Origin of the sequence: Neisseria subflava (assembly GCF_024205745.1) — a bacterium.
GTDB lineage: Bacteria > Pseudomonadota > Gammaproteobacteria > Burkholderiales > Neisseriaceae > Neisseria > Neisseria flavescens_B.
Map to the genome: position 1 here is coordinate 1,340,118 of NZ_CP073117.1, position 18,861 is coordinate 1,358,978.

Sequence of the window (18,861 nt, forward strand, 5' to 3'; positions counted from 1 at the left end):
GTTGAAGCTGTAATCTTTATGGTTTAAATATCGATAAATAAAAAAAAGGCCGTCTGAAAATTTTCAGACGGCCTTTTCATCTAACTCACATTATTTAGCCAGTTCGGCACGCAGTTTGTGGGTTACGTTCATCATCACTTGGAGTTGTTCCAAAGTTTCTTTCCAGCCACGTGTTTTCAGGCCGCAGTCTGGGTTAACCCACAGACGTTCAACCGGTACAACCTCGATGGCTTTGCGCAACAGGTGCTCAACTTCAGCTTCAGTCGGTACGCGTGGGCTGTGGATGTCGTAAACACCTGGGCCGATGTCGTTCGGGTATTTGAACTCACCGAACGCAGTCAAGAGCTCCATGTCGGAACGAGAAGTTTCGATGGTGATGACGTCAGCGTCCATAGCGGCGATGGCTGGCAGGATGTCGTTGAACTCAGAGTAGCACATATGAGTGTGGATTTGGGTGCTGTCTTCGCAACCGGTAGAGGACAGGCGGAAAGATTCGCCGGCCCAGTTCAGGTAGGCATCCCAATCGGCACGTTTCAAAGGCAGACCTTCGCGGATGGCAGGTTCGTCAATTTGGATGACTTTGATGCCTGCTTTTTCCAGGTCCAATACTTCGTCGTTCAGAGCCAGTGCGATTTGTTTGCATACGGTAGAGCGAGGAATATCGTTGCGGACGAAAGACCATTGCAGAATGGTTACAGGACCGGTCAACATACCTTTCATCGGGCGTTTGGTCAGGCTTTGTGCGTAAGTAGACCAGGCGACAGTCATGGCTTCAGGACGGCTTACGTCACCGAAGATGATAGGTGGTTTCACGCAGCGAGAACCGTAGCTTTGTACCCAGCCGTATTGGGTGAATGCAAAACCGCTCAACAGTTCGCCGAAGTATTCAACCATGTCGTTACGCTCGGCTTCGCCGTGTACCAGTACGTCCAAGTCCAGTTTTTCTTGCTCTTCAACTACCAAGGCGATTTCTTTTTTCATCGCGGCTTCGTAATCGGCGGCAGACAGTTCGCCTTTTTTGAAGGCTGCGCGTGCTTGGCGGATTTCGGTAGTTTGTGGGAAGGAACCGATGTTGGTAGTCGGCAGCAAAGGCAGGTTCAACCATGCTTGTTGCGCTTTGATACGGTCGGCAAATGGAGATTTGCGTTGGTCTGCGTTGGCAGGCAAATCGGCCAGGCGTTTGGCAACGTCTGCACGGTGGATTTCGCTGCTGTTGGCACGGGAGTCGGCAGCAGCTTGGCTGGCGGCCAGTTCTTCGGCAACAGAATCACGGCCTTCGTTCAATGCGGCTTTCAGAACGCGCAATTCTTGGGTTTTTTGCAGGGTGAATGCCAACCAAGAGTACAGGTCAGGTTTGTTGGCTTTCAGTTTTTCTTCAACTGATAAGTCAAATGGAGTGTGCAGCAAAGAGCAAGAGCTGGAGATCCACAAACGGTCGCCCAGTTTGGCTTGCAGAGGCTCAACAGTTTCCAAAACTTTGTTTAGGTTGGCGCGCCAAATGTTGCGGCCGTCGATAACGCCGGCAGACAGAACTTTGTCGTAGTCGGCAAATGCGTCCAGTTGCTCAGGGGCGCGTACCAGGTCGATGTGCAGGCCGTCAACAGGCAGGGATTTCAACAATGCGGCGTGTTCGGCAACAGAACCGAAGTAAGTGCTCAACAGGATTTTGGCGCTTACTTTGCTCAAAGTAGCGTAAACGTCTTTGTATGCTTCTACCCACTCTTTAGGCAGGTCAACAGTCAAAGCAGGTTCGTCGATTTGAATCCACTCGGCACCTGCTTCAACCAAAGCAGTCAGGATTTCAACGTAAACAGGCAACAGTTTAGGCAACAGGCTCAGACGGTCGAATTCAACGGCGCCTTTTTCTTTACCGACCCACAGGAAAGTCAACGGACCCACAACGGTCGGTTTGGCTTTCAGGCCCAAAGCTTGGGCTTCTTGCAACTGTTGAACGTAGTGTTTGGCATTGGCTTTGAATTCGGTATCGGAGTGGAATTCAGGCACCAAGTAGTGGTAGTTGGTGTCGAACCATTTGGTCATTTCGATAGCGAATTGGTCTTTGTTACCACGGGCCAGTTGGAAGAATTGTTCCAAAGACAGGTTTTGGCTGTCGAAGCCGAAACGGGCAGGGATGGCACCGGTAGCAACTTGCAGGTCGAGGATGTGGTCGTAGAAAGTGAAATCGCCTGCAGCAACGAAATCAGCGTTGGCAGCAGCTTGGTGTTTCCAGTTTTTCTCGCGCAAGTCTTTAGCAACAGCCAGCAATTCTTGCTCGCTGATTTCTTTGCGCCAGTATTTTTCTTGTGCGAATTTCAATTCGCGGAAGGCTCCGACGCGCGGGAAGCCTGAAAAATGCAATGTTGTCATGTTAACTCTCCTAGTTGGAATTTTTAATCAGGCCGGTATGGCCTGAATGTTCGATATTGTAAATCAGAATGGGGAGGCCGTCTGTTTTATTAACGGGGACGCACACCCAAAATATGGCAGATGGCGTAAGTCAGTTCGCTGCGGTTGAGGGTGTAGAAGTGGAAGTCTTTGACACCTTCGCGAGAGAGGACTTTGACCATATCGATGGCGATGCTGGCGGCAACAAGGTTGCGCGTGCCTTGGTCGTTATCCAAACCTTCGTACATTTTAGACAGCCAGCTTGGGATTTTGACGTTGGTCACTTGGGCCATTTTGGTCAATTGTTTGAAATTGGTTACAGGCAGGATGCCGGGAACGATTTCAACGTCGATGCCCATCATCACGCAACGGTCGCGGAAGCGCAGATAGCTTTCCACGTCGAAGAAGAATTGGGTGATAACGTGGTTTGCACCCGCATCAATTTTGCGTTTCAGATTGATCAAGTCGGCTTGAGCGGATTTGGCTTCCGGGTGTACCTCAGGATAGGCTGCTACGGAAATGTCAAAGTCGGCAACGGAGCGCAACAGTTTGACCAAATCTTCGGCATAGAAAGGTTTTTTCTCGTAGCCGGGCGGCTCGTCGCCACGTAGGGCAACGATGCGGCGGATACCGCTGTCCCAATAGTCTTTGGCAATTTGACGCAACTCGTCAGGGCTGGCATCGATACCGGTCAAGTGAGGGGCGGCTTCAAGGCCGGTTTCTTGTTGGATGCGTTTAACGATGCTGTGAGTGCGGTCGCGCTCGCCTGAGTTTGCACCGTAAGTTACGGAAACAAATTTCGGGTGCAGGGTTTGCAGGCGATGGATGGAATCCCACAGCATGGTTTCCATTTGTTCGTTTTTCGGCGGGAAAAATTCGAATGAAACGTTGATATCGCCTTTTAAATCGGAAAGGCTGTGATTTAATGCGTTAATTTCTCGAGCGTGATTCATGGTTATGCACCTTCTGCATATCTTTTATTCGTTGTCAGACTGCATAATAAATTTGAGGTCAGTATGAGTCAATTTCGAAATTTTCCGAAATTGTATGAATAGATTTAATAAAGGCCTCAGGCCGTCTGAAAAACAGCCTGAGGTCTTGTTTGATGTAATGGAAGAAAGATTATTCTGCTTCATCTATCCATGCTTGTTGCACGGCTTCGAGAATACGCTCGCCGCAACGTGCTGGGTCATCGTCAAATTCAGGCAAAGCCATAATTAAATCACGCAGTTGGGTAAAGCGTACGGTTTTCGGATCGATGCTGTCGCCGTGTAGGTCGTAGAGTTCTTCGGCGATGCGTTGGGTATCTGTCCATTTCATGATGTGTTCCTTTTTTGGGTTTGGGCTATTGGTAATTATTTTAATCAAGAAGCAGGTGGACTGCTAGATTGTTTTACTGCAGATGCGGATATAAATAATGTGGGTATTTTTTAACAAAATAGCATATTTGCGTTAAAATACGGCACGACACTTAAAAACTACGGCACATTCGCTTTGAATTTGCCGTTTTATATATTTTATTCCGTTTTGAATGATGGTTTGCGCATGAATAATTTACATTATTCCAATGCAACCAAATCATCTGGAACGGCTCTTAATACGAAATCCATCACGTAAAAATAAAAGGAAAAATGATGAATAACGCACTCAACGCCAAATTGTCCAAGCTCATTTACGCGCTTGCTTCAGATGATCCGGAGTATCTGTCGAAAGCAGGCGCATTTGACCGTTTGCTACTGTTGGTTCGCGAACTTTATCGGATGCTGGACGAAACAGAAGGTTTGAAGCAACTTGTGTTCCGCCTGTATTACGGTAAGCACTATGGCTTAATTAAACTGGATGCCGCTTCACCCAATGACGATGCAGGCGCATTGAGGTTGAAACGTTGGATGGTTTATTCGCGTATCGCAGAGCGTATCGAAAATTGCGGCAAGCATTTGTCGGTCGTGCTTGAAGATGTGGTGTTGGAAAATGGCGCGGACAAATCTCATTATATAGATGAAGCCAATGCCATTATCGAGCGTTTCGGTTTGGTAAGGGATGAGGCTGCACTTTCGGCCATCGAGGCAGAGGAGGCGTTGAAAACAGAGCAAGAGTTGCAGGCGACAAGCGAGCCTCAAAAATCTGCTCCTAAGCATCACGGCAATATGCATCAAATCAGAATTCAAGAAAAAATCGAAAATTATTCTGCTACTCAGAAGGTGGCTGCTATGCAGATTTCGCGTATGCGTTTTATTTTTCCTCATATCGAATAATTTGGGATGTAATGAAAAGGCCGTCTGAAACCATAACGCACATGGTTTCAGACGGCCCTTTTTCATTAAATCTCGTTTTAATGGTCTTCGCGAGCGTGGTTGATGGTGTATTTGGGGATTTCCACCACCAAATCTTCATCGGCAACGACCGCCTGACAGCTCAAACGTGAATCAGCTTCCAAACCCCATGCTTGGTCGAGTAGGTCTTCTTCCAATTCGGTCGGTTCTTCCAGGCTGTCAAAACCTTTGCGGATAATCACGTGGCAGGTGGTGCAGGCACATGATTTTTCGCAGGCATGATCGACTTCGATGTCGTGGTCGAGCAGTACGTCAAGGACAGTTTGGCCTTCCGGTGCGTCTTCGATAACCGCGCCTTCGGGGCATAATGTCGCGTGTGGGAGTACGGTAATTTTTGGCATTTTTATTGTCTCGGTTGTTTAAGAGTGGTTGTGGTTAAAGCGGCTTCAGACGGCCTTGGGTATTCAATATTCAGGCCGTCTGAAAAATGGGTTTATAACATGATGCCTTTACTTCTTAAATTTTCCAGACATTCGTCCAAGTAGGCATCATCATGTTCGGCATAAATCGGCGAAGTGGCTGTTTCAGCTGCGTGTGTGTGGTATGGGGCAACGGCTTTGCCGCGATACAACGGGTCTTTCTATAAAACGTCAGGCTTGTAACCGCGCCTTCCCATCTCTTCCATAATCAATGCGTGATACAGATAGAGCTTGTAAGGCGAATGGGTGAAGACATAATTTACCGTCGCATGCGGCCTGCCCCAACCCGCTCCGCGAAGCGCGGCGCATTCGCGGTGTTGCCCCAAAAGCTGGGCGCGGGGGAGTAGCGGGATGAGGGTTTGGTGCCAGAGTCTCATAAAAGAAATCGTTTCGGTTTTTGGGTATTAGATAGACGACCTTTGTATCTTTCGAGGCCGTCTGAAACTGTTTAGGCATCAAATATTATCAACGCTTTGCCCTGTCAGCGCGCGTTGGATATTACGGTTCATGCGTTTGGCGGCGAAGTTGTCGGTGCTGTGGCTGAGTTTGGCAACGGCGGCACGGATATCTTCGGCTTTGCCGTCTTTCAGACGACCTTGTAAAGCAGCAATGTCTTGTTGAATCTGTTGCAATTCTTCGGCTTCCAACAAATCGCTATCCAATTCAAGAGCAGCGTTGACGGCGTCGGTCAGGCTTTCGGCTTCGACTACGGCTTCGGCGCGTGCGCGTGCGGCCATGTCTTCGGCGGCGTTGCTCATGCTGTCTTTGAGCATTTGGGTGATGGTGCTGTCGTCCAAACCGTAGGAAGGTTTGACTTCGATTTGCGCCTGTACGCCGGTGCTTTGTTCTTGTGCGGAAACGGACAGCAATCCGTCAGCGTCCACTTGGAAGGTCACGCGGATACGCGCTGCGCCTGCGGCCATGGGCGGAATGCCGCGCAGGGTAAATTTGGCAAGGCTGCGGCAGTCGGAAACGAGTTCGCGCTCGCCTTGTACGACGTGTATCGTCATAGCGGTTTGACCGTCTTTGAAAGTGGTGAAGTCCTGCGCGCGTGCGGTAGGAATGGTGGAGTTGCGAGGAATGATTTTCTCGGCAAGACCACCGTAGGTTTCTAGACCGAGCGATAAAGGCGTAACGTCCAGCAGCAGCCATTCGCCGTCGGTTTTATTGCCGGCAAGGACGTTTGCCTGTATGGCGGCACCGAGTGCGACCACTTCGTCAGGATTGAGATTGTTCAGTGGGGTTTGTCCGAAGAATGTGGCAACTGCTTGTTGAACGTGCAACATGCGGGTAGAGCCGCCAACCATAATCACGCCCTTGACATCCGCCTTGGTCACGCCGGCATCTTTCAAAGCCTGTTTGACGGGCTCGATGGTTTTTTGTACCAGATTTTGGGTCAGGTTGTGAAACTCTTGGCGGGTAATGACGGTATGAACTTTATGGCCGTCTGAAAGTGTGGTTTCGATGACGGCTTCGGTTTGAGTGGTCAGTTTTTCTTTGGCGGTACGAACAAGGGAAAGCAGAAGCTGGCTGTCTTGTTCGTTGAGTTTGGAGAGGTCGTTTTGTTCGAGTAGGTAGCAGAACAAACGATGGTCGAAGTCATCACCACCCAATGCGCTGTTGCCGCCGGTGGCTTTCACTTCAAACAGGCCTTTGGTCAGTTGCAATACGGATACGTCGAATGTGCCACCGCCTAAATCGTAAACGACAAACGTGCCTTCTGAAGCGTTGTCCAGTCCGTAGGCGATTGCGGCGGCGGTCGGTTCGTTAAGAAGGCGCAAGACATTCAAACCTGCTAAGCGTGCGGCATCTTTGGTGGCTTGACGTTGGGCATCGTCAAAATAAGCAGGTACGGTAATGACGGCGCCGATCAAATCTCCGCCTAATGTTTCTTCGGCACGCGATTTGAGGGCTTTGAGGATTTCTGCCGATACTTCGATAGGTGTTTTCGCACCTTGACGGGTGTTTAACTCGACCACGCGCTCATTGGGTGTAAATCGATAGGGTAGGTATTGCGCCTCTTGTGCGAGGTCGGTAAGGGTGCGGCCGATCAGGCGTTTGGCCGAGCTGATTGTATTTAGCGGATCGGTTTTTTGGGCAGAAAGGGCGTTTTTGCCGACTTCAACTTCGCCATCTAAATAACGGACAACCGAAGGCAGGGTGGCGCGGCCGTCTGAATCGGGCAGGCAGACTGCGCTGCCGCTGCGGACGGTGGCAACCAAGCTGTTGGTTGTACCTAAATCAATGCCTACGGCGAGGCGGTGTTGATGGGGGCGGCGGACATGCCGGGTTCTGAAATCTGCAAAAGAGCCATGATTGTGTGCCTTCTGATGCTGTATTTATTAGGATGGGCAGATTTTAGCAGATTTTTGGCAGATAGTTGAGTGGTTTGCTAGGAAATAACCATAAGGCCTAATGTTGTTTTTTTAATTGAAAAGAAAGTGGATTTTGAATCCGGACTTGTATTTTTTAAGAAATGCGGATAAAATTCAGCCTCTTTGCCTTGCCTTTTACTTCGCATGGTGAAAGGCTGTTTTTAATCATCCATAAGGAGATAACATGCGTCATTACGAGATCGTGTTTATCGTTCATCCTGATCAAAGCGAGCAAGTGCCTGCTATGGTTGAGCGTTACAAAACCATGATTACTGAAGCCAGCGGTAAAATCCACCGTTTGGAAGACTGGGGCCGTCGTCAATTGGCTTACCCAATCAACAAAATCCACAAAGCACACTATGTTTTGATGAATATCGAAACTACTCCTGAAGTGGTTGAAGAGCTGGAAACTGCTTTCCGCTTCAATGATGCCGTACTGCGTCACCTGACCATCAAAACAAAACACGCTGTAACTGAAGCTTCCCCAATGCTGGGCGGCGAAAAAGCAAAAAACTTGCTGAACGGTGCAGCTGAAGAAGTTGCAGCAGCCGAATAAGATTGAACAATCTGATTAAGCTTACCGCCCGTATCTTGCAGGTTCAGCCTTTGAGATATACGCCGGCAGGGGTTCCTGTTTTAGATGTTGTGTTACAACATGAGTCTTGGCAGGAAGAAAACGGACAGAAATGTCTGGTCAAATTTGAAATTCCTGCGCGGATTTTAGGTAAGCAGGCTGAGGAATGGCAGTATCGGCAAGATGTCATCATCGAGTCGGAAGGTTTTTTGGCGCAACGCAGCCAACGCTTCCCCAAGCCGGTACTACGCATACAGAACATTAAAGAATATAAAGGTTAAACGACAATGGCTCGTCAATCATTCAAACGTAGAAAATTCTGCCGCTTTACGGCTGAAAAAATCCAAGAAGTTGATTACAAACAAGTTGATTTGTTGAAAGACTTCATCTCTGAAAACGGCAAAATCATCCCTGCCCGCATTACTGGTACTAAAGCACACTACCAACGTCAGTTGGCTACTGCTGTAAAACGTGCCCGTTTCCTGGCTCTGTTGCCTTACACCGATCAACACAAATAATTTTGGAGTTTAAATCATGCAAATTATTCTGTTAGAAAAAATCGGCGGTCTGGGTAACTTGGGTGACATCGTTACCGTTAAAAACGGTTACGCACGCAACTTCCTGATTCCTGCCGGTAAAGCAAAACGTGCAACCGAAGCCAACATGAAAGAATTCGAAGCACGCCGCGCTGAATTGGAAGCCAAACAAGCTGAAATCTTGGCTGATGCTAAAGCACGTCAAGAAAAACTGGAAGGCCAAACCATTACTGTTGCTCAAAAAGCCGGTGTTGATGGTCGTCTGTTCGGTTCTGTTACCAATGCCGACATCGCTGAAGCGATTGTTGCTGCCGGTATCCAAGCTGCTAAAGCAAACGTACGTCTGCCTAATGGTCCATTGAAAGCTGTTGGCGAATACGAAGTTGAAGTGGCTTTGCACACTGACGCTGTTGCTAAAATTACCGTTGCTGTTGTTGCAGCTGCTGAGTAATTGATTCATTTAAGGCCGTCTGAAAATCAAGGGTTTCCTTGGGTTTCAGACGGCCTTGTCTATGTGCTTGAGCCGAAGCAAATCAGTGCCGAGTTGTCTATATTTTTGGCTGATTAAAAAGTATAGCAGTTGGCATAGAGAGATGATGTGTTGGACGAATATTCTTTCGTATTCGGATTTGTCATAGTATATTAATAAAGAGATTATTTATGAATAAAATCAAAATCTTTGGGATGGGTCTGGCTGCTTTGGCTCTGGCTTCATGTAGTACCCCGCAAAAGCCTGCTGTTGATACGGCAAAACCGGTTGAGCCTGTTTCCTCTGCAAAACGCCCTGTATTTGATGCTGCGGCTGAATCTGTTGCCAGCAGCGGTTTCAATGAGAACGTCAATGTTCAGCAGTTTATCCAGTATGAAGTGAAAAACCGCCGTTTCAGTGCGGAAGAATTGCGTAACTTCTTCAATGGCGTGGTGTATAAAGGCAATATTATTACCATTATGTACCGCCCAAGCACTTCGCGTCCTTGGTATGAATTCCGTACCGGTAACTCTGGTGCGGTCAAATTTAACGGCGGCAGACAATTCTATGCGGCAAACCGTGCCGTAATCGATGATGTGGCACGCAAATACGGCGTACCTGCCGAATTGATTGTGGCGATTCTCGGTATCGAAACTAATTACGGCAAAAATACGGGCAGCTTCCGCGTTGCCGATGCCTTGAGTACATTGGCCTTTGATTATCCCCGCCGTGCCGAGTTTTTCCAAAACGAGTTGAGCGAACTTCTGCAGATGGCAAAAGAAGAAAAAGAAAATGTCTTTGACTTCAAAGGTAGCTATGCCGGTGCGATGGGTATGCCGCAATTTATGCCTTCAAGCTACCGTAAATGGGCGGTGGACTATGATGGTGATGGTCATCGCGATATTTGGAATAATGTCGGCGATGTGGCGGCTTCTGTCGCCAATTATATGAAACAGCATGGCTGGCAGACAGGCGGTAAGATGGTTGTGCCGGTAAGTCTGACGATTACTCCGCACTTGCAGGCGATTATCGATGAGAAAACAGCTTTGACACGTACAGTTGCGGATTTCAAAGCTTTGGGTGTGGTGCCTCAAGCTGCTGTTGCGGATAATGAAAAGGCTGTGTTGTATGCTTTGGAAACCAGCCCGGGTGTATTTGAATACTATTTGGGCCTGAATAACTTCTACACAGTATGGCAATACAACCACAGCCGTATGTATGTAACAGCGGTACGTGATATTGCGAATGCAATCAATAACAATGGCCTGTAAGCCATAAGAAAACCACCCTTTGGGGTGGTTTTTAAGTATTCATGACTTTTGCAGAACAATTTAAGCCGTCAGTCTGATTTTCATGGCGTAACGTTTTTTGCTATGCCCTGAAACAAACTGTCCGCCTCGGGCAGGGGATAAAAACGCATTGCCTTCTGCGGTTGGCTCTGCACAAGTATATTGGCCGTTTCGATCGCTCCAGAGGGCATACACAGGCAGATTTTGGGTGCGGATATCCAGTTTCAAGCCGTCAAATGCAACGTGTGCATCCTGGTCGGAGGAAACAAATTCGGTATGGGAGATATAGTCGGCATCGTATGGCGCGCCGTTGAAATCAAATTGTGTGCCGGCGGCGGTAAAGTAGGGGTGGAATCCCGGGGATGTGCGGACGGGCGATTCGCCGTAATTGCAGACGGTTAGGGTGGCGATGGCTTCATTTTCGTTAGGCAGGCTGTAATCGAGCAACCATTCGACGTGTTCATAGCCTTTTTCTGTACTGATTAATTTCAAGCCGATATCCGATTCATTTTGATGGCGGATTTCCCAGTCTGAAGTTCTACCGAAACCATGTTGGGCCAGATGATTTTTGCTGTCAGGTCCGAATTGGGGTAAGCAGACGTGCATGCCGCCGCGTAATTTTGTGTCATCGCCCACTTGAACGCTGGTTTTCGGAAATAAGACTTCCCGTCCTTTTAAAATCAGAGAATCAATGTATCCGCCCATTGTATTGACTTGCATAGTGGCTGATTGGTTGCGTAGTATGATTTCAGACATAATGATTCAAGCTTCAAATTGTTTATCATTTATGTAGCATTCTAACATTGCGATGACATGCTGTCGCTGTCGGTTTGATAGAAAATCCTTAATAAAAATCAAAAAAATGCTAGAATATATGCCATTTTCTGAGGCCGTCTGAAGAGCGGATAATTCTTTTCAGACGGCCTTCCGATTTATTTCCCGTAGAGAAACAACATGGCTTATCAAGTTCTTGCACGAAAATGGCGTCCGAAAACCTTTGCCGATTTGGTCGGTCAGGAACACGTCGTCAAAGCCCTGCGCAACGCGCTGGACGAAGGCCGTCTGCACCATGCCTATCTGCTGACAGGGACGCGCGGTGTGGGCAAGACCACGATTGCCAGGATTTTGGCCAAGAGCTTGAACTGCGAAAATGCCGTGCATGGCGAGCCATGCGGTCAGTGTGAAAGCTGTACGCAAATCGACAGCGGCCGTTATGTGGATTTATTGGAAATCGACGCGGCATCGAATACCGGTATCGACAATATCCGCGAAGTGTTGGAAAACGCGCAATACGCGCCGACTGCGGGTAAATACAAAGTCTATATCATCGACGAAGTGCATATGCTTTCCAAAAGCGCGTTCAATGCCATGCTGAAGACTTTGGAAGAGCCGCCTGAACACGTTAAATTCATTTTGGCGACCACCGATCCGCACAAAGTCCCCATTACTGTATTGAGCCGCTGTTTGCAGTTTGTTTTACGCAACATGACAACCCAACAGGTTGCCGAGCATTTGGCACATGTATTGGACCGTGAAAATGTACCTTATCAGCCGCAGGCCTTGCAGCTTTTAGGACGTGCCGCCGCCGGTTCGATGCGCGATGCGTTGAGTCTTTTGGATCAGGCGATTGCCATGGGTTCGGGTAAAGTGGCCGAACAAGATGTCCGTCAGATGATCGGAGCGGTCGATAAACGATATTTGTTTGAATTGCTTGAAGGAATCATCAATCAAAATGGTGAGGCCTTGTTGGAAAAAGCTCAGGAAATGTCCGCCAGAGCGATTGGTTTTGACAGCGCATTGGCAGAATTGGCCATGCTGTTGCAACGTTTGGCTTTGATTCAAACCATTCCTTCCGCCTTAGCGAATGACGACCCTGAACGTGAAACTTTGCTGCGATTAAGTCAGGCTTTGAGTGGCGAGCAGATTCAGCTTTATTATCAATGTGCTATTCATGGCAAACAGGATTTGCCGCTGGCTCCGGACGAGTATGCCGGTTTTGTCATGACGCTTTTGCGCATGCTTGCATTTGCGCCGTTGGCTGCTTCGGGTTGCGATACGCAAAGTCAAATTGAACACACGGATTTGCATTCCGACCATCAGAAAGCTGAGGCCGAAAAAAAGCCTTTTCAGCTGCCGAAATCTGAGCCGATAGCAGCACCGGCGATTGAGAAAGAGGCCGTTCCGAGCAAACAGGATATCGTTGAAAGGCCGTCTGAAGAAACTATTCAGTCTGTTCAACAACAGGCGGATGTACCGCCTTGGGAGGAAATGCCGAGCCAAGTATTGGACGAAACGCCTCAAACACAAACGGCGCAAATACAAGAAACTGCGGAGCCATTGCCTGTTGCAAAAGTTCAGACGGCCTCTGAGCCGGAAGAATATCCGCACATGGATGAGGAAATTCCACCTCCGTATTTTGATGAAGCATATACATATGAAGATTCACACCGTGCTGATGTGATGGAAGTGCCGCAGCCGGTTGCGTCTGCTGAGCCTGAAGAAGAGGAGGGGGATGAAGAAGAGCTTCAGTTCGCTCCTTTGCCTGAGTTTAAAACAGAGAATTGGCACAGCATCATCGAACGCTTCGCCCGTAAGTTAGGCGCGGCGCAGATGTTGGCGCAAAATGCGGCATGGACGAGTTATGATGCGGAGGCAGGGTTAATCATGCTGTCGTTGACGGATGAGGCCAAAGCGACTGCCAATAAAGAGCGCTTGGATAAAATCTGCCAGACGTTGAGCGAGGCTTACCATCTTGGCAATTTAAGGCTGCAAACCGAGCCTTGGCAGGATGATAAAGGCTGGGAAACGCCGGTTATGCGCCGCAAACGTATTCAAGAAGAAGGGCGGCAGCAGGCGCAAGATTTGCTGGAAGCGGATACAACGGCGCAGAAAATCTTGCAAACCTTTGAAGCACAATGGCTGCCGGATTCTTTAGAGTTGGCAGGACATTCTTAAAATACTGATATACAAGGCCGTCTGAAAGGCAATAGCGTTTTTCAGACGGCATGAGTGAAACCCATTTATTCAAACCCATAGGAGTAAAACATGTTCGGAAAAGCCGGATTAGGCGGCCTGATGAAACAGGCTCAACAAATGCAGGAAAACATGAAAAAAGCACAAGCCAAGCTGGCTGAAACTGAAGTTGAAGGCGAAGCAGGCAATGGTTTGGTGAAAGTTGTGATGACGTGTTCGCACGTTGTCCGCAAACTTGAAATCAGCCCTGATTTGATTCAAGAAGCCGCTGACGACAAAGAAATGCTGGAAGATTTGGTATTGGCCGCCATCAATGCCGCTTCTGAAAAAGCCGAAGAAACGACCAATAAAACCATGGGTGCGTTTACCCAAGGCCTGCCTGCAGGCATGGGCGATTTCTTCCGTTAAACCCACGCAGCAAAGCAAACAAAGGTCGTCTGAAACGCCAAAAATCAGTTTCAGACGGCCTTCGTATTATCTGTTTTGCAGATTGAAATCAACATATCGGCAGTTATTCCGCCGCAGGCATATTGAGTGTTTATTGCATTCAAATCCGCTCAATCAATATTAAAAACCAACCGATACACCAAACAAAATGAAACCGTCCCTTCCCATCCGCTCACTTCTTTTAAGTTGTATGTTTACCGCAGCAAGCGCAAACAGCTTTGCCGCCGAAACCGTCATTATTTCTCCGGATAAACAGTTCAGCGTTAAAAAAGTCTGCAACCACAAAACCAAAGAATGCTCTTTCTTTGCAGGCAAAAAAGCCATCGAGAAAAATCTTCCCGAAGACAGGACTAGCCATGAGTGGCTTGGCAATACCTTCGTATTAAGGACTAGCTTAGGATCGTATGATTCCTACACCACCTTCGCCGACCGTACCCACAAGCCCCATACGCTTTCCTCAGTCATCGCCACCGACAGCAAAACGCAATGCGCTGTGACCGCAGGTAATAAAGGCGTGTCGTTCTACTCGCTGTTTCGCGACAAACCCGTCAAATTCATTGCTGCAAATGACAAAAAATTCAGTTTTCCCCAAGATGTTGTCTCGTTGGAATCCGTCATCGAAGCAGAATTCAAAGGCAAGAAAGTCCACATGACGTATATGAACAAAGCCGAACGCCATGTCTCGGTCGTTTTAGACAATCCGTGTGTGAAATAATGTGCCAAATTTGATGAACAAGACCATCTGAAAAGATGCCGTTCATTCAAAAAACGAAACAGCCCGAAACCTGACTGAAAAAAGGTTTCGGGCTGTTTGCACCTGTTCGCCAGACGAAGTGGGTAGGACGAAAGGCGTGCCAGTTTGGCGGATAGAGACTTTTGCAAAGGTCTTATGAGGATTCAGGGCTTTCTTTGGGACAGAACAATCGTTCCTTATTGATGTAAAAAAGCCTGAACAGAAGTTCAGGCTTTTTAAATTTGGCTCCCCGACCTGGGCTCGAACCAGGGACCTGCGGATTAACAGTCCGTCGCTCTACCGACTGAGCTATCGGGGAATGGGGCGTATTATAATGGCTGGAAAAAATGTGTCAATCAATATTTTTAAGAAAATGGTGCAAAATATTTCAAATGTTTGAATGTTAAAAATATTTTGTAATCAAGTTTCACATGCTTTCCAGCCGTTTCAGACGGCCTTTAGTATTTGGCGTTAACCAATTTGCCGTTTTGGAACACTTGCTGCTGCATCACGGTGCCGTTGTAGGCGTAAGTGGTTAACGAGCCGTTGCTTGGCGTGGCGCGGAACTGCATCAGCTGGCTGCGGCTGAGGACGTAGGGGTCTGTGCGTTTTTGGCTGTTGTCGCTGTAAAAGTCTTGGACGACATATTCGTTGTTGCGTTTGCTGATCAGTTGGCGATGGAAGCCGCCTTTGACTGCGCTGTTGCTGGGTGTGCCGTGCGCATCAAAATAGGTTACGATTTGTTCTTCTGTGATGCGGATGCCGTCCGAATCTGTGTCTTTGGTGGTTTTGGTTTTGTCCAAGCCGACAGGGATGTTGATGGATGTACCCAAGCCGACATGGCGGCCGATGCTGGTGCCGACGCCTAAGCCGACGGAAACGCCGGGTGTACCGACTGTACATGCGCTGAGTGAAGCGGCCAAAAGGGCAGGTAAGAGAACTTTTTTCATAATGTGTATCCTTGTAATAAGAAATGTTTGTAATGTGGGAAGTATAGTATTTTTGTAGGGTGGCTGGTGTTAGTATTGGTAAAAGGGCGCAATGCCGTCTGAAAAACAAGATAGAAACGGATATATCATTCTGGTGTAGAATGTGCCGAAATAATGATTTAATAAGAATGTGAATGAATAATGAAAACTTTGAAATTTACGAAGATGCACGGCTTGGGCAATGATTTTATGGTGGTCAATGCCATCAACCAGGACTTTGATCCGTTGGCTGCGCCGCTTGCCCAATGGGCGGACCGTTATCGCGGCGTGGGTTTTGATCAGTTTTTGGTAGTGGAGAAGCCTTCTTCTGATGCGGTCGATTTTCGGTACCGCATTTTCAATGCCGATGGTCGGGAAGTAGAGCAGTGCGGCAATGGCGCGCGTTGTTTTGCGCGTTTTGTCGCGGATAAGGGTTTGACGGATAAAACGGAAATCTTGGTCGAAACGGCCAAAGGGATTATTGTGCCGAAGCTGTTGGATAACGGTTTGGTTACTGTCAATATGGGTAAACCGCGTTTCATGCCGTCTGAAATTCCGTTTGTGCCTGCACATGGTGAAAATAAAGATGCGCTGACACATATTGTCTTGGTCGGTTTGGAGTCTGTACCGGTAAGCTGCGTGAATATGGGTAATCCGCATGCAGTGATTTTGGTTGATGATGTTGAGACGGCGCCGGTAGAGCATTGGGGCGGCGCTATTGAATCGCACCAGCAGTTTCCTGAACGGGTCAATGTCGGCTTTTTGCAGGTCGAAGATAAATTGTCAGTCCGCCTGCGCGTGTTTGAACGCGGAGTGGGGGAAACTCAGGCTTGCGGCACCGGAGCGTGTGCGGCCGTGGTGGCCGGCGTGCGTAATGGCTTGCTGAAAGCGGGTGCGCCTGTGCGTGTTACTCTGCCTGGCGGCGAATTGTTTATCAGTTGGGAAGACGGTGGTGATGTGCAAATGACCGGCCCTGCTGAAACCGTTTTTGAAGGCGAGTTGCAGTATTCATGATGGTTTCTTTGGATTTTTGGTTTGCCGTCGCGTATGCTGCGGTATCGTTGGCATTTATTTTTCGCGCGCAGCGGTTTCAATGGCTTTGGGCTGCGGTGTTGTTGTGGCTGGGGATTTCGGCACTAGGCGCGCGCTTGTTGCCCGGAATGTGGGGCTTTACGCATACAGGCCCTTTGTTTATCCCTCATTTTTATCTGACAATCGCCAGTATTTTTTTCTTTATCGATGACTGCAGTAAAACGGAAGACAAAAAGTTTTGGTCGGCAGGCGAATATGCCGGTTTGACCTTATTTGCGGTTTCCAATGTTGTCATGACTTTGGCTTTTGTTTTCTTGGCAGGCGTGGTTTATTTCATCTTGCCATTGGCAGGCGCGGTTTTTGCATGGGCGGCCTTGCTGAAAATTTATGCCTTGAAACCGATTTATTGGTTTGTTTTGCAGGGCGTGTTGATGCTGGTGTTTTATCTGCACCGCGTGGTCGTGTGCAGGCAGTCGGCGGCTTTGTTTAGTGCTACTCAGCTGCAAATGGGTTGGTTGGTTGCGGTTGTCATGCAGGCTGTGGTTGCCATGGCTTTGATTTTTGAACGGGGCGGATATTAATTTATCCAAACTAAAAGTTATAATGAAAGAAATTTTCGATATTGGTTTTTCAGACGGCCTGAGTTTAATATGCAGGCTATATCACATCTAAATCTGGAGCAGGAAATGAAAATTGCAAATAATATTACCGAGCTGATCGGCAACACGCCTTTGGTAAAATTGAACCGTTTGACTGAGGGTTTGAAAGCGCAAATCGCCGTTAAGCTTGAATTTTTCAATCCGGGCAGCAGCGTGAAAGACCGTATTGCCGAAGCCATGATTGAAGCGGCGGAGCAAGCCGGTAAAATCAATAAAGATACCGTTATCGTTGAGGCGACCAGCGGCAATACCGGTATCGGTTTGGCAATGGTGTGTGCGGCCCGCGGTTATAAATTGGCGATTACTATGCCTGAAAGCATGAGTAAAGAACGCAAAATGCTGTTGCGTGCATTCGGTGCAGAGCTGATTTTGACACCGGCTGCCGAAGGTATGGCAGGCGCTATCGCTAAAGCCCAGTCTTTGGTGGACGAACATCCAGATACTTACTTTATGCCACGCCAATTTGATAACGAGGCTAATCCTGAAGTTCACCGCAAAACTACTGCCGAAGAAATTTGGCGTGATACAGACGGCCAAGTTGATATTTTCGTGGCCGGCGTGGGTACAGGTGGTACGATTACCGGCGTGGGCGAAGTATTGAAAAAATACAAACCCGAAGTTCAAATCGTGGCTGTTGAGCCTGAAGCTTCTCCAGTATTGAGTGGTGGTGAAAAAGGCCCGCATCCGATTCAAGGTTTGGGCGCAGGCTTTATCCCTAGCGTTTTGAATACGACTGTTTACGACAGCATTGTCAAAGTACCTAACGAAGCAGCATTTGAAACTGCGCGCGCTATGGCTGAAAAAGAAGGCATTTTGGTAGGTATTTCTTCCGGTGCCGCGGTATGGAGCGCATTGCAACTGGCTAAAAAAACTGAAAACGAAGGCAAGCTGATTGTTGTCTTGTTGCCATCGTATGGCGAACGCTATCTTTCTACGCCTCTGTTTGCCGATTTGGCATAATATAGGATTGTTGTTAAAGGGCCGTTTTCAGACGGCCTTTTTTACGTATGGGCTTGAGATATAGTATGAAATCTGTTGTAATTCAGTTAATGAGCTTTGAATACCGTTATTCAAAAGTTGGTTTCTTCAACGAATCATGCTTATAATGCGCATTATGAAAAAATACATTCTTCCTATCCTTGCTGTGGCGGCACTTGCCGGTTGTGAATCGATTTATGTTCCAACATTGAAAGAAGTGCCAGTTCGACCAACCAACGTCAAGAAACCTAAGGCTGATTCACAAGTTTCAGCTACCGGTTATCATTTGGCTCCTTCGCATTGGGCAGATGTTTCCAAGATTCATGATGAAGCACGTCGCTTGAGTACACAAGTGAGCCAAGGTAGTCTGACCAAAGTTCAGGCTGCCCAATATTTGAACCGTTTCCGTATCCAACAAGTGGGACGCAACTCTGTCGATGACAGTATGTACGAAGTTTATCTGCGTTCTGCCGTTGACAGCCAACGTGGTGAAATTACTACCGAGCAATCCAAACAGTACATCCAAGGCGCTTTGCGCGGTTGGCAGCAACGTTGGAAAAACATGGATACCAAGCCAAGCAATCCTGCATTTACCAACTTCCTGATGGAAGTTATGGGTATGCAGCCTTTGAAATAAAAAAGTTATAAACCGAGAAGGCCGTCTGAATATTCAGACGGCCTTCTTCTTGTA

The 18,861-nt window shown here is 48.0% G+C and carries 19 protein-coding genes, 1 tRNA gene and 2 pseudogenes; 13 read left to right on the forward strand and 9 right to left on the reverse strand.

Annotation, left to right across the window (positions count from 1 at the left end):
- Positions 1-90: 90 nt before the first annotated feature.
- From metE to iscX, 3 genes are all read right to left on the reverse strand, one after another.
- Positions 91-2,367 carry a 5-methyltetrahydropteroyltriglutamate--homocysteine S-methyltransferase gene (metE, locus tag KCG55_RS06440; protein ID WP_254322423.1) on the reverse strand — a complete coding sequence of 759 codons (2,277 nt, stop codon included), beginning with the start codon at positions 2,365-2,367 and terminating at the stop codon, positions 91-93.
- Between the two features lie 89 nt (positions 2,368-2,456).
- Complete coding sequence (gene metF, locus KCG55_RS06445) at positions 2,457-3,338, reverse strand: methylenetetrahydrofolate reductase (protein WP_254322425.1); 882 nt, start codon at positions 3,336-3,338, stop codon at positions 2,457-2,459.
- A 169-nt stretch (positions 3,339-3,507) separates the two neighbouring features.
- Positions 3,508-3,705 carry a Fe-S cluster assembly protein IscX gene (gene iscX / locus KCG55_RS06450; RefSeq protein WP_003682097.1) on the reverse strand — a complete coding sequence of 66 codons (198 nt, stop codon included), beginning with the start codon at positions 3,703-3,705 and terminating at the stop codon, positions 3,508-3,510.
- 314 nt (positions 3,706-4,019) lie between these two features.
- On the opposite strand from iscX, the gene KCG55_RS06455 reads away from it, so the two are divergent.
- Positions 4,020-4,640, forward strand: coding sequence for a hypothetical protein (locus tag KCG55_RS06455; protein WP_254323647.1), 621 nt, complete (start codon positions 4,020-4,022; stop codon positions 4,638-4,640).
- A 77-nt stretch (positions 4,641-4,717) separates the two neighbouring features.
- Here KCG55_RS06455 and fdx read toward each other — a convergent pair whose 3' ends face one another.
- The 3 genes and pseudogenes from fdx to hscA all read right to left on the reverse strand — a co-directional run bounded on the left by fdx (position 4,718) and on the right by hscA (position 7,451).
- Positions 4,718-5,059: an ISC system 2Fe-2S type ferredoxin gene (gene fdx / locus KCG55_RS06460; protein WP_003686005.1), complete on the reverse strand. Its 342-nt coding sequence runs from the start codon at positions 5,057-5,059 to the stop codon at positions 4,718-4,720.
- A gap of 92 nt (positions 5,060-5,151) precedes the next feature.
- Positions 5,152-5,514 (reverse strand): annotated as a pseudogene (locus tag KCG55_RS06465) (TIGR02328 family protein).
- A 78-nt stretch (positions 5,515-5,592) separates the two neighbouring features.
- A pseudogene (hscA, locus tag KCG55_RS06470) lies at positions 5,593-7,451 on the reverse strand (Fe-S protein assembly chaperone HscA).
- 245 nt (positions 7,452-7,696) lie between these two features.
- On the opposite strand from hscA, the gene rpsF reads away from it, so the two are divergent.
- The 5 genes from rpsF (at position 7,697) to mltB (ending at position 10,362) form a co-directional block, all read left to right on the forward strand.
- A complete protein-coding gene (rpsF, locus tag KCG55_RS06475; RefSeq protein ID WP_003686150.1) occupies positions 7,697-8,068 on the forward strand; it encodes a 30S ribosomal protein S6 in 372 nt (123 codons plus the stop codon).
- Positions 8,065-8,367 (forward strand): primosomal replication protein N, encoded by a 303-nt coding sequence (gene priB, locus KCG55_RS06480; RefSeq protein ID WP_254323648.1) that lies wholly within the window; start codon positions 8,065-8,067, stop codon positions 8,365-8,367. The genes rpsF and priB overlap by 4 nt, the downstream gene beginning before the upstream one ends.
- A gap of 6 nt (positions 8,368-8,373) precedes the next feature.
- Entirely contained in the window at positions 8,374-8,604 is a 231-nt protein-coding gene (gene rpsR / locus KCG55_RS06485) for a 30S ribosomal protein S18 (RefSeq protein ID WP_003678863.1), read from the forward strand.
- A 16-nt stretch (positions 8,605-8,620) separates the two neighbouring features.
- Positions 8,621-9,073, forward strand: a complete 453-nt coding sequence (gene rplI / locus KCG55_RS06490) for a 50S ribosomal protein L9 (RefSeq protein WP_003678862.1) — start codon at positions 8,621-8,623, stop codon at positions 9,071-9,073.
- Between the two features lie 209 nt (positions 9,074-9,282).
- Complete coding sequence (mltB, locus tag KCG55_RS06495) at positions 9,283-10,362, forward strand: lytic murein transglycosylase B (protein ID WP_254322427.1); 1,080 nt, start codon at positions 9,283-9,285, stop codon at positions 10,360-10,362.
- A 60-nt stretch (positions 10,363-10,422) separates the two neighbouring features.
- Here the strand turns inward: mltB and KCG55_RS06500 are convergent, their stop codons facing one another.
- Positions 10,423-11,136: an aldose epimerase gene (locus KCG55_RS06500; protein WP_254322428.1), complete on the reverse strand. Its 714-nt coding sequence runs from the start codon at positions 11,134-11,136 to the stop codon at positions 10,423-10,425.
- Between the two features lie 198 nt (positions 11,137-11,334).
- Here KCG55_RS06500 and dnaX point away from each other — a divergent pair, with 198 nt between their 5' ends.
- The 3 genes from dnaX (at position 11,335) to KCG55_RS06515 (ending at position 14,515) form a co-directional block, all read left to right on the forward strand.
- Positions 11,335-13,335 carry a DNA polymerase III subunit gamma/tau gene (dnaX, locus tag KCG55_RS06505; RefSeq protein WP_254322430.1) on the forward strand — a complete coding sequence of 667 codons (2,001 nt, stop codon included), beginning with the start codon at positions 11,335-11,337 and terminating at the stop codon, positions 13,333-13,335.
- Between the two features lie 90 nt (positions 13,336-13,425).
- Complete coding sequence (locus KCG55_RS06510) at positions 13,426-13,761, forward strand: YbaB/EbfC family nucleoid-associated protein (RefSeq protein ID WP_003678854.1); 336 nt, start codon at positions 13,426-13,428, stop codon at positions 13,759-13,761.
- 229 nt (positions 13,762-13,990) lie between these two features.
- Complete coding sequence (locus KCG55_RS06515) at positions 13,991-14,515, forward strand: hypothetical protein (RefSeq protein ID WP_254322431.1); 525 nt, start codon at positions 13,991-13,993, stop codon at positions 14,513-14,515.
- A 261-nt stretch (positions 14,516-14,776) separates the two neighbouring features.
- Here the strand turns inward: KCG55_RS06515 and KCG55_RS06520 are convergent.
- Together KCG55_RS06520 and KCG55_RS06525 are read right to left on the reverse strand one after the other, a co-directional pair.
- A tRNA-Asn gene (locus KCG55_RS06520) sits at positions 14,777-14,852 on the reverse strand.
- Positions 14,853-14,991: 139 nt separating this feature from the next.
- On the reverse strand, positions 14,992-15,483 hold the full coding sequence (locus KCG55_RS06525) for a NemA protein (RefSeq protein WP_254322432.1): 492 nt from the start codon (positions 15,481-15,483) through the stop codon (positions 14,992-14,994).
- A gap of 180 nt (positions 15,484-15,663) precedes the next feature.
- On the opposite strand from KCG55_RS06525, the gene dapF reads away from it, so the two are divergent.
- The 4 genes from dapF to KCG55_RS06545 all read left to right on the forward strand — a co-directional run bounded on the left by dapF (position 15,664) and on the right by KCG55_RS06545 (position 18,807).
- Entirely contained in the window at positions 15,664-16,515 is an 852-nt protein-coding gene (gene dapF, locus KCG55_RS06530) for a diaminopimelate epimerase (protein WP_254322434.1), read from the forward strand.
- Positions 16,512-17,114 (forward strand): hypothetical protein, encoded by a 603-nt coding sequence (locus tag KCG55_RS06535; protein WP_254322436.1) that lies wholly within the window; start codon positions 16,512-16,514, stop codon positions 17,112-17,114. Before dapF ends, KCG55_RS06535 begins: the two co-directional genes overlap by 4 nt.
- Before the next feature lie 105 nt (positions 17,115-17,219).
- Positions 17,220-18,152 carry a cysteine synthase A gene (gene cysK / locus KCG55_RS06540; RefSeq protein ID WP_137040291.1) on the forward strand — a complete coding sequence of 311 codons (933 nt, stop codon included), beginning with the start codon at positions 17,220-17,222 and terminating at the stop codon, positions 18,150-18,152.
- Positions 18,153-18,306: 154 nt separating this feature from the next.
- Positions 18,307-18,807: a membrane lipoprotein lipid attachment site-containing protein gene (locus KCG55_RS06545; protein ID WP_371444493.1), complete on the forward strand. Its 501-nt coding sequence runs from the start codon at positions 18,307-18,309 to the stop codon at positions 18,805-18,807.
- Positions 18,808-18,861 lie beyond the last annotated feature (54 nt).

Excerpts from the sequence above, each read along its gene's own strand:
- metE (WP_254322423.1), bottom strand. The coding sequence starts at position 2,367 with ATGACAACATTGCATTTTTCAGGCTTCCCGCGCGTCGGAGCCTTCCGC.
- metF (WP_254322425.1), bottom strand. The coding sequence starts at position 3,338 with ATGAATCACGCTCGAGAAATTAACGCATTAAATCACAGCCTTTCCGAT.
- iscX (WP_003682097.1), bottom strand. The coding sequence starts at position 3,705 with ATGAAATGGACAGATACCCAACGCATCGCCGAAGAACTCTACGACCTA.
- KCG55_RS06455 (WP_254323647.1), top strand. The coding sequence starts at position 4,020 with ATGAATAACGCACTCAACGCCAAATTGTCCAAGCTCATTTACGCGCTT.
- fdx (WP_003686005.1), bottom strand. The coding sequence starts at position 5,059 with ATGCCAAAAATTACCGTACTCCCACACGCGACATTATGCCCCGAAGGC.
- rpsF (WP_003686150.1), top strand. The coding sequence starts at position 7,697 with ATGCGTCATTACGAGATCGTGTTTATCGTTCATCCTGATCAAAGCGAG.
- rpsR (WP_003678863.1), top strand. The coding sequence starts at position 8,374 with ATGGCTCGTCAATCATTCAAACGTAGAAAATTCTGCCGCTTTACGGCT.
- rplI (WP_003678862.1), top strand. The coding sequence starts at position 8,621 with ATGCAAATTATTCTGTTAGAAAAAATCGGCGGTCTGGGTAACTTGGGT.
- mltB (WP_254322427.1), top strand. The coding sequence starts at position 9,283 with ATGAATAAAATCAAAATCTTTGGGATGGGTCTGGCTGCTTTGGCTCTG.
- KCG55_RS06500 (WP_254322428.1), bottom strand. The coding sequence starts at position 11,136 with ATGTCTGAAATCATACTACGCAACCAATCAGCCACTATGCAAGTCAAT.
- dnaX (WP_254322430.1), top strand. The coding sequence starts at position 11,335 with ATGGCTTATCAAGTTCTTGCACGAAAATGGCGTCCGAAAACCTTTGCC.
- KCG55_RS06510 (WP_003678854.1), top strand. The coding sequence starts at position 13,426 with ATGTTCGGAAAAGCCGGATTAGGCGGCCTGATGAAACAGGCTCAACAA.
- KCG55_RS06515 (WP_254322431.1), top strand. The coding sequence starts at position 13,991 with ATGTTTACCGCAGCAAGCGCAAACAGCTTTGCCGCCGAAACCGTCATT.
- KCG55_RS06525 (WP_254322432.1), bottom strand. The coding sequence starts at position 15,483 with ATGAAAAAAGTTCTCTTACCTGCCCTTTTGGCCGCTTCACTCAGCGCA.
- dapF (WP_254322434.1), top strand. The coding sequence starts at position 15,664 with ATGAAAACTTTGAAATTTACGAAGATGCACGGCTTGGGCAATGATTTT.
- KCG55_RS06535 (WP_254322436.1), top strand. The coding sequence starts at position 16,512 with ATGATGGTTTCTTTGGATTTTTGGTTTGCCGTCGCGTATGCTGCGGTA.
- cysK (WP_137040291.1), top strand. The coding sequence starts at position 17,220 with ATGAAAATTGCAAATAATATTACCGAGCTGATCGGCAACACGCCTTTG.
- KCG55_RS06545 (WP_371444493.1), top strand. The coding sequence starts at position 18,307 with ATGAAAAAATACATTCTTCCTATCCTTGCTGTGGCGGCACTTGCCGGT.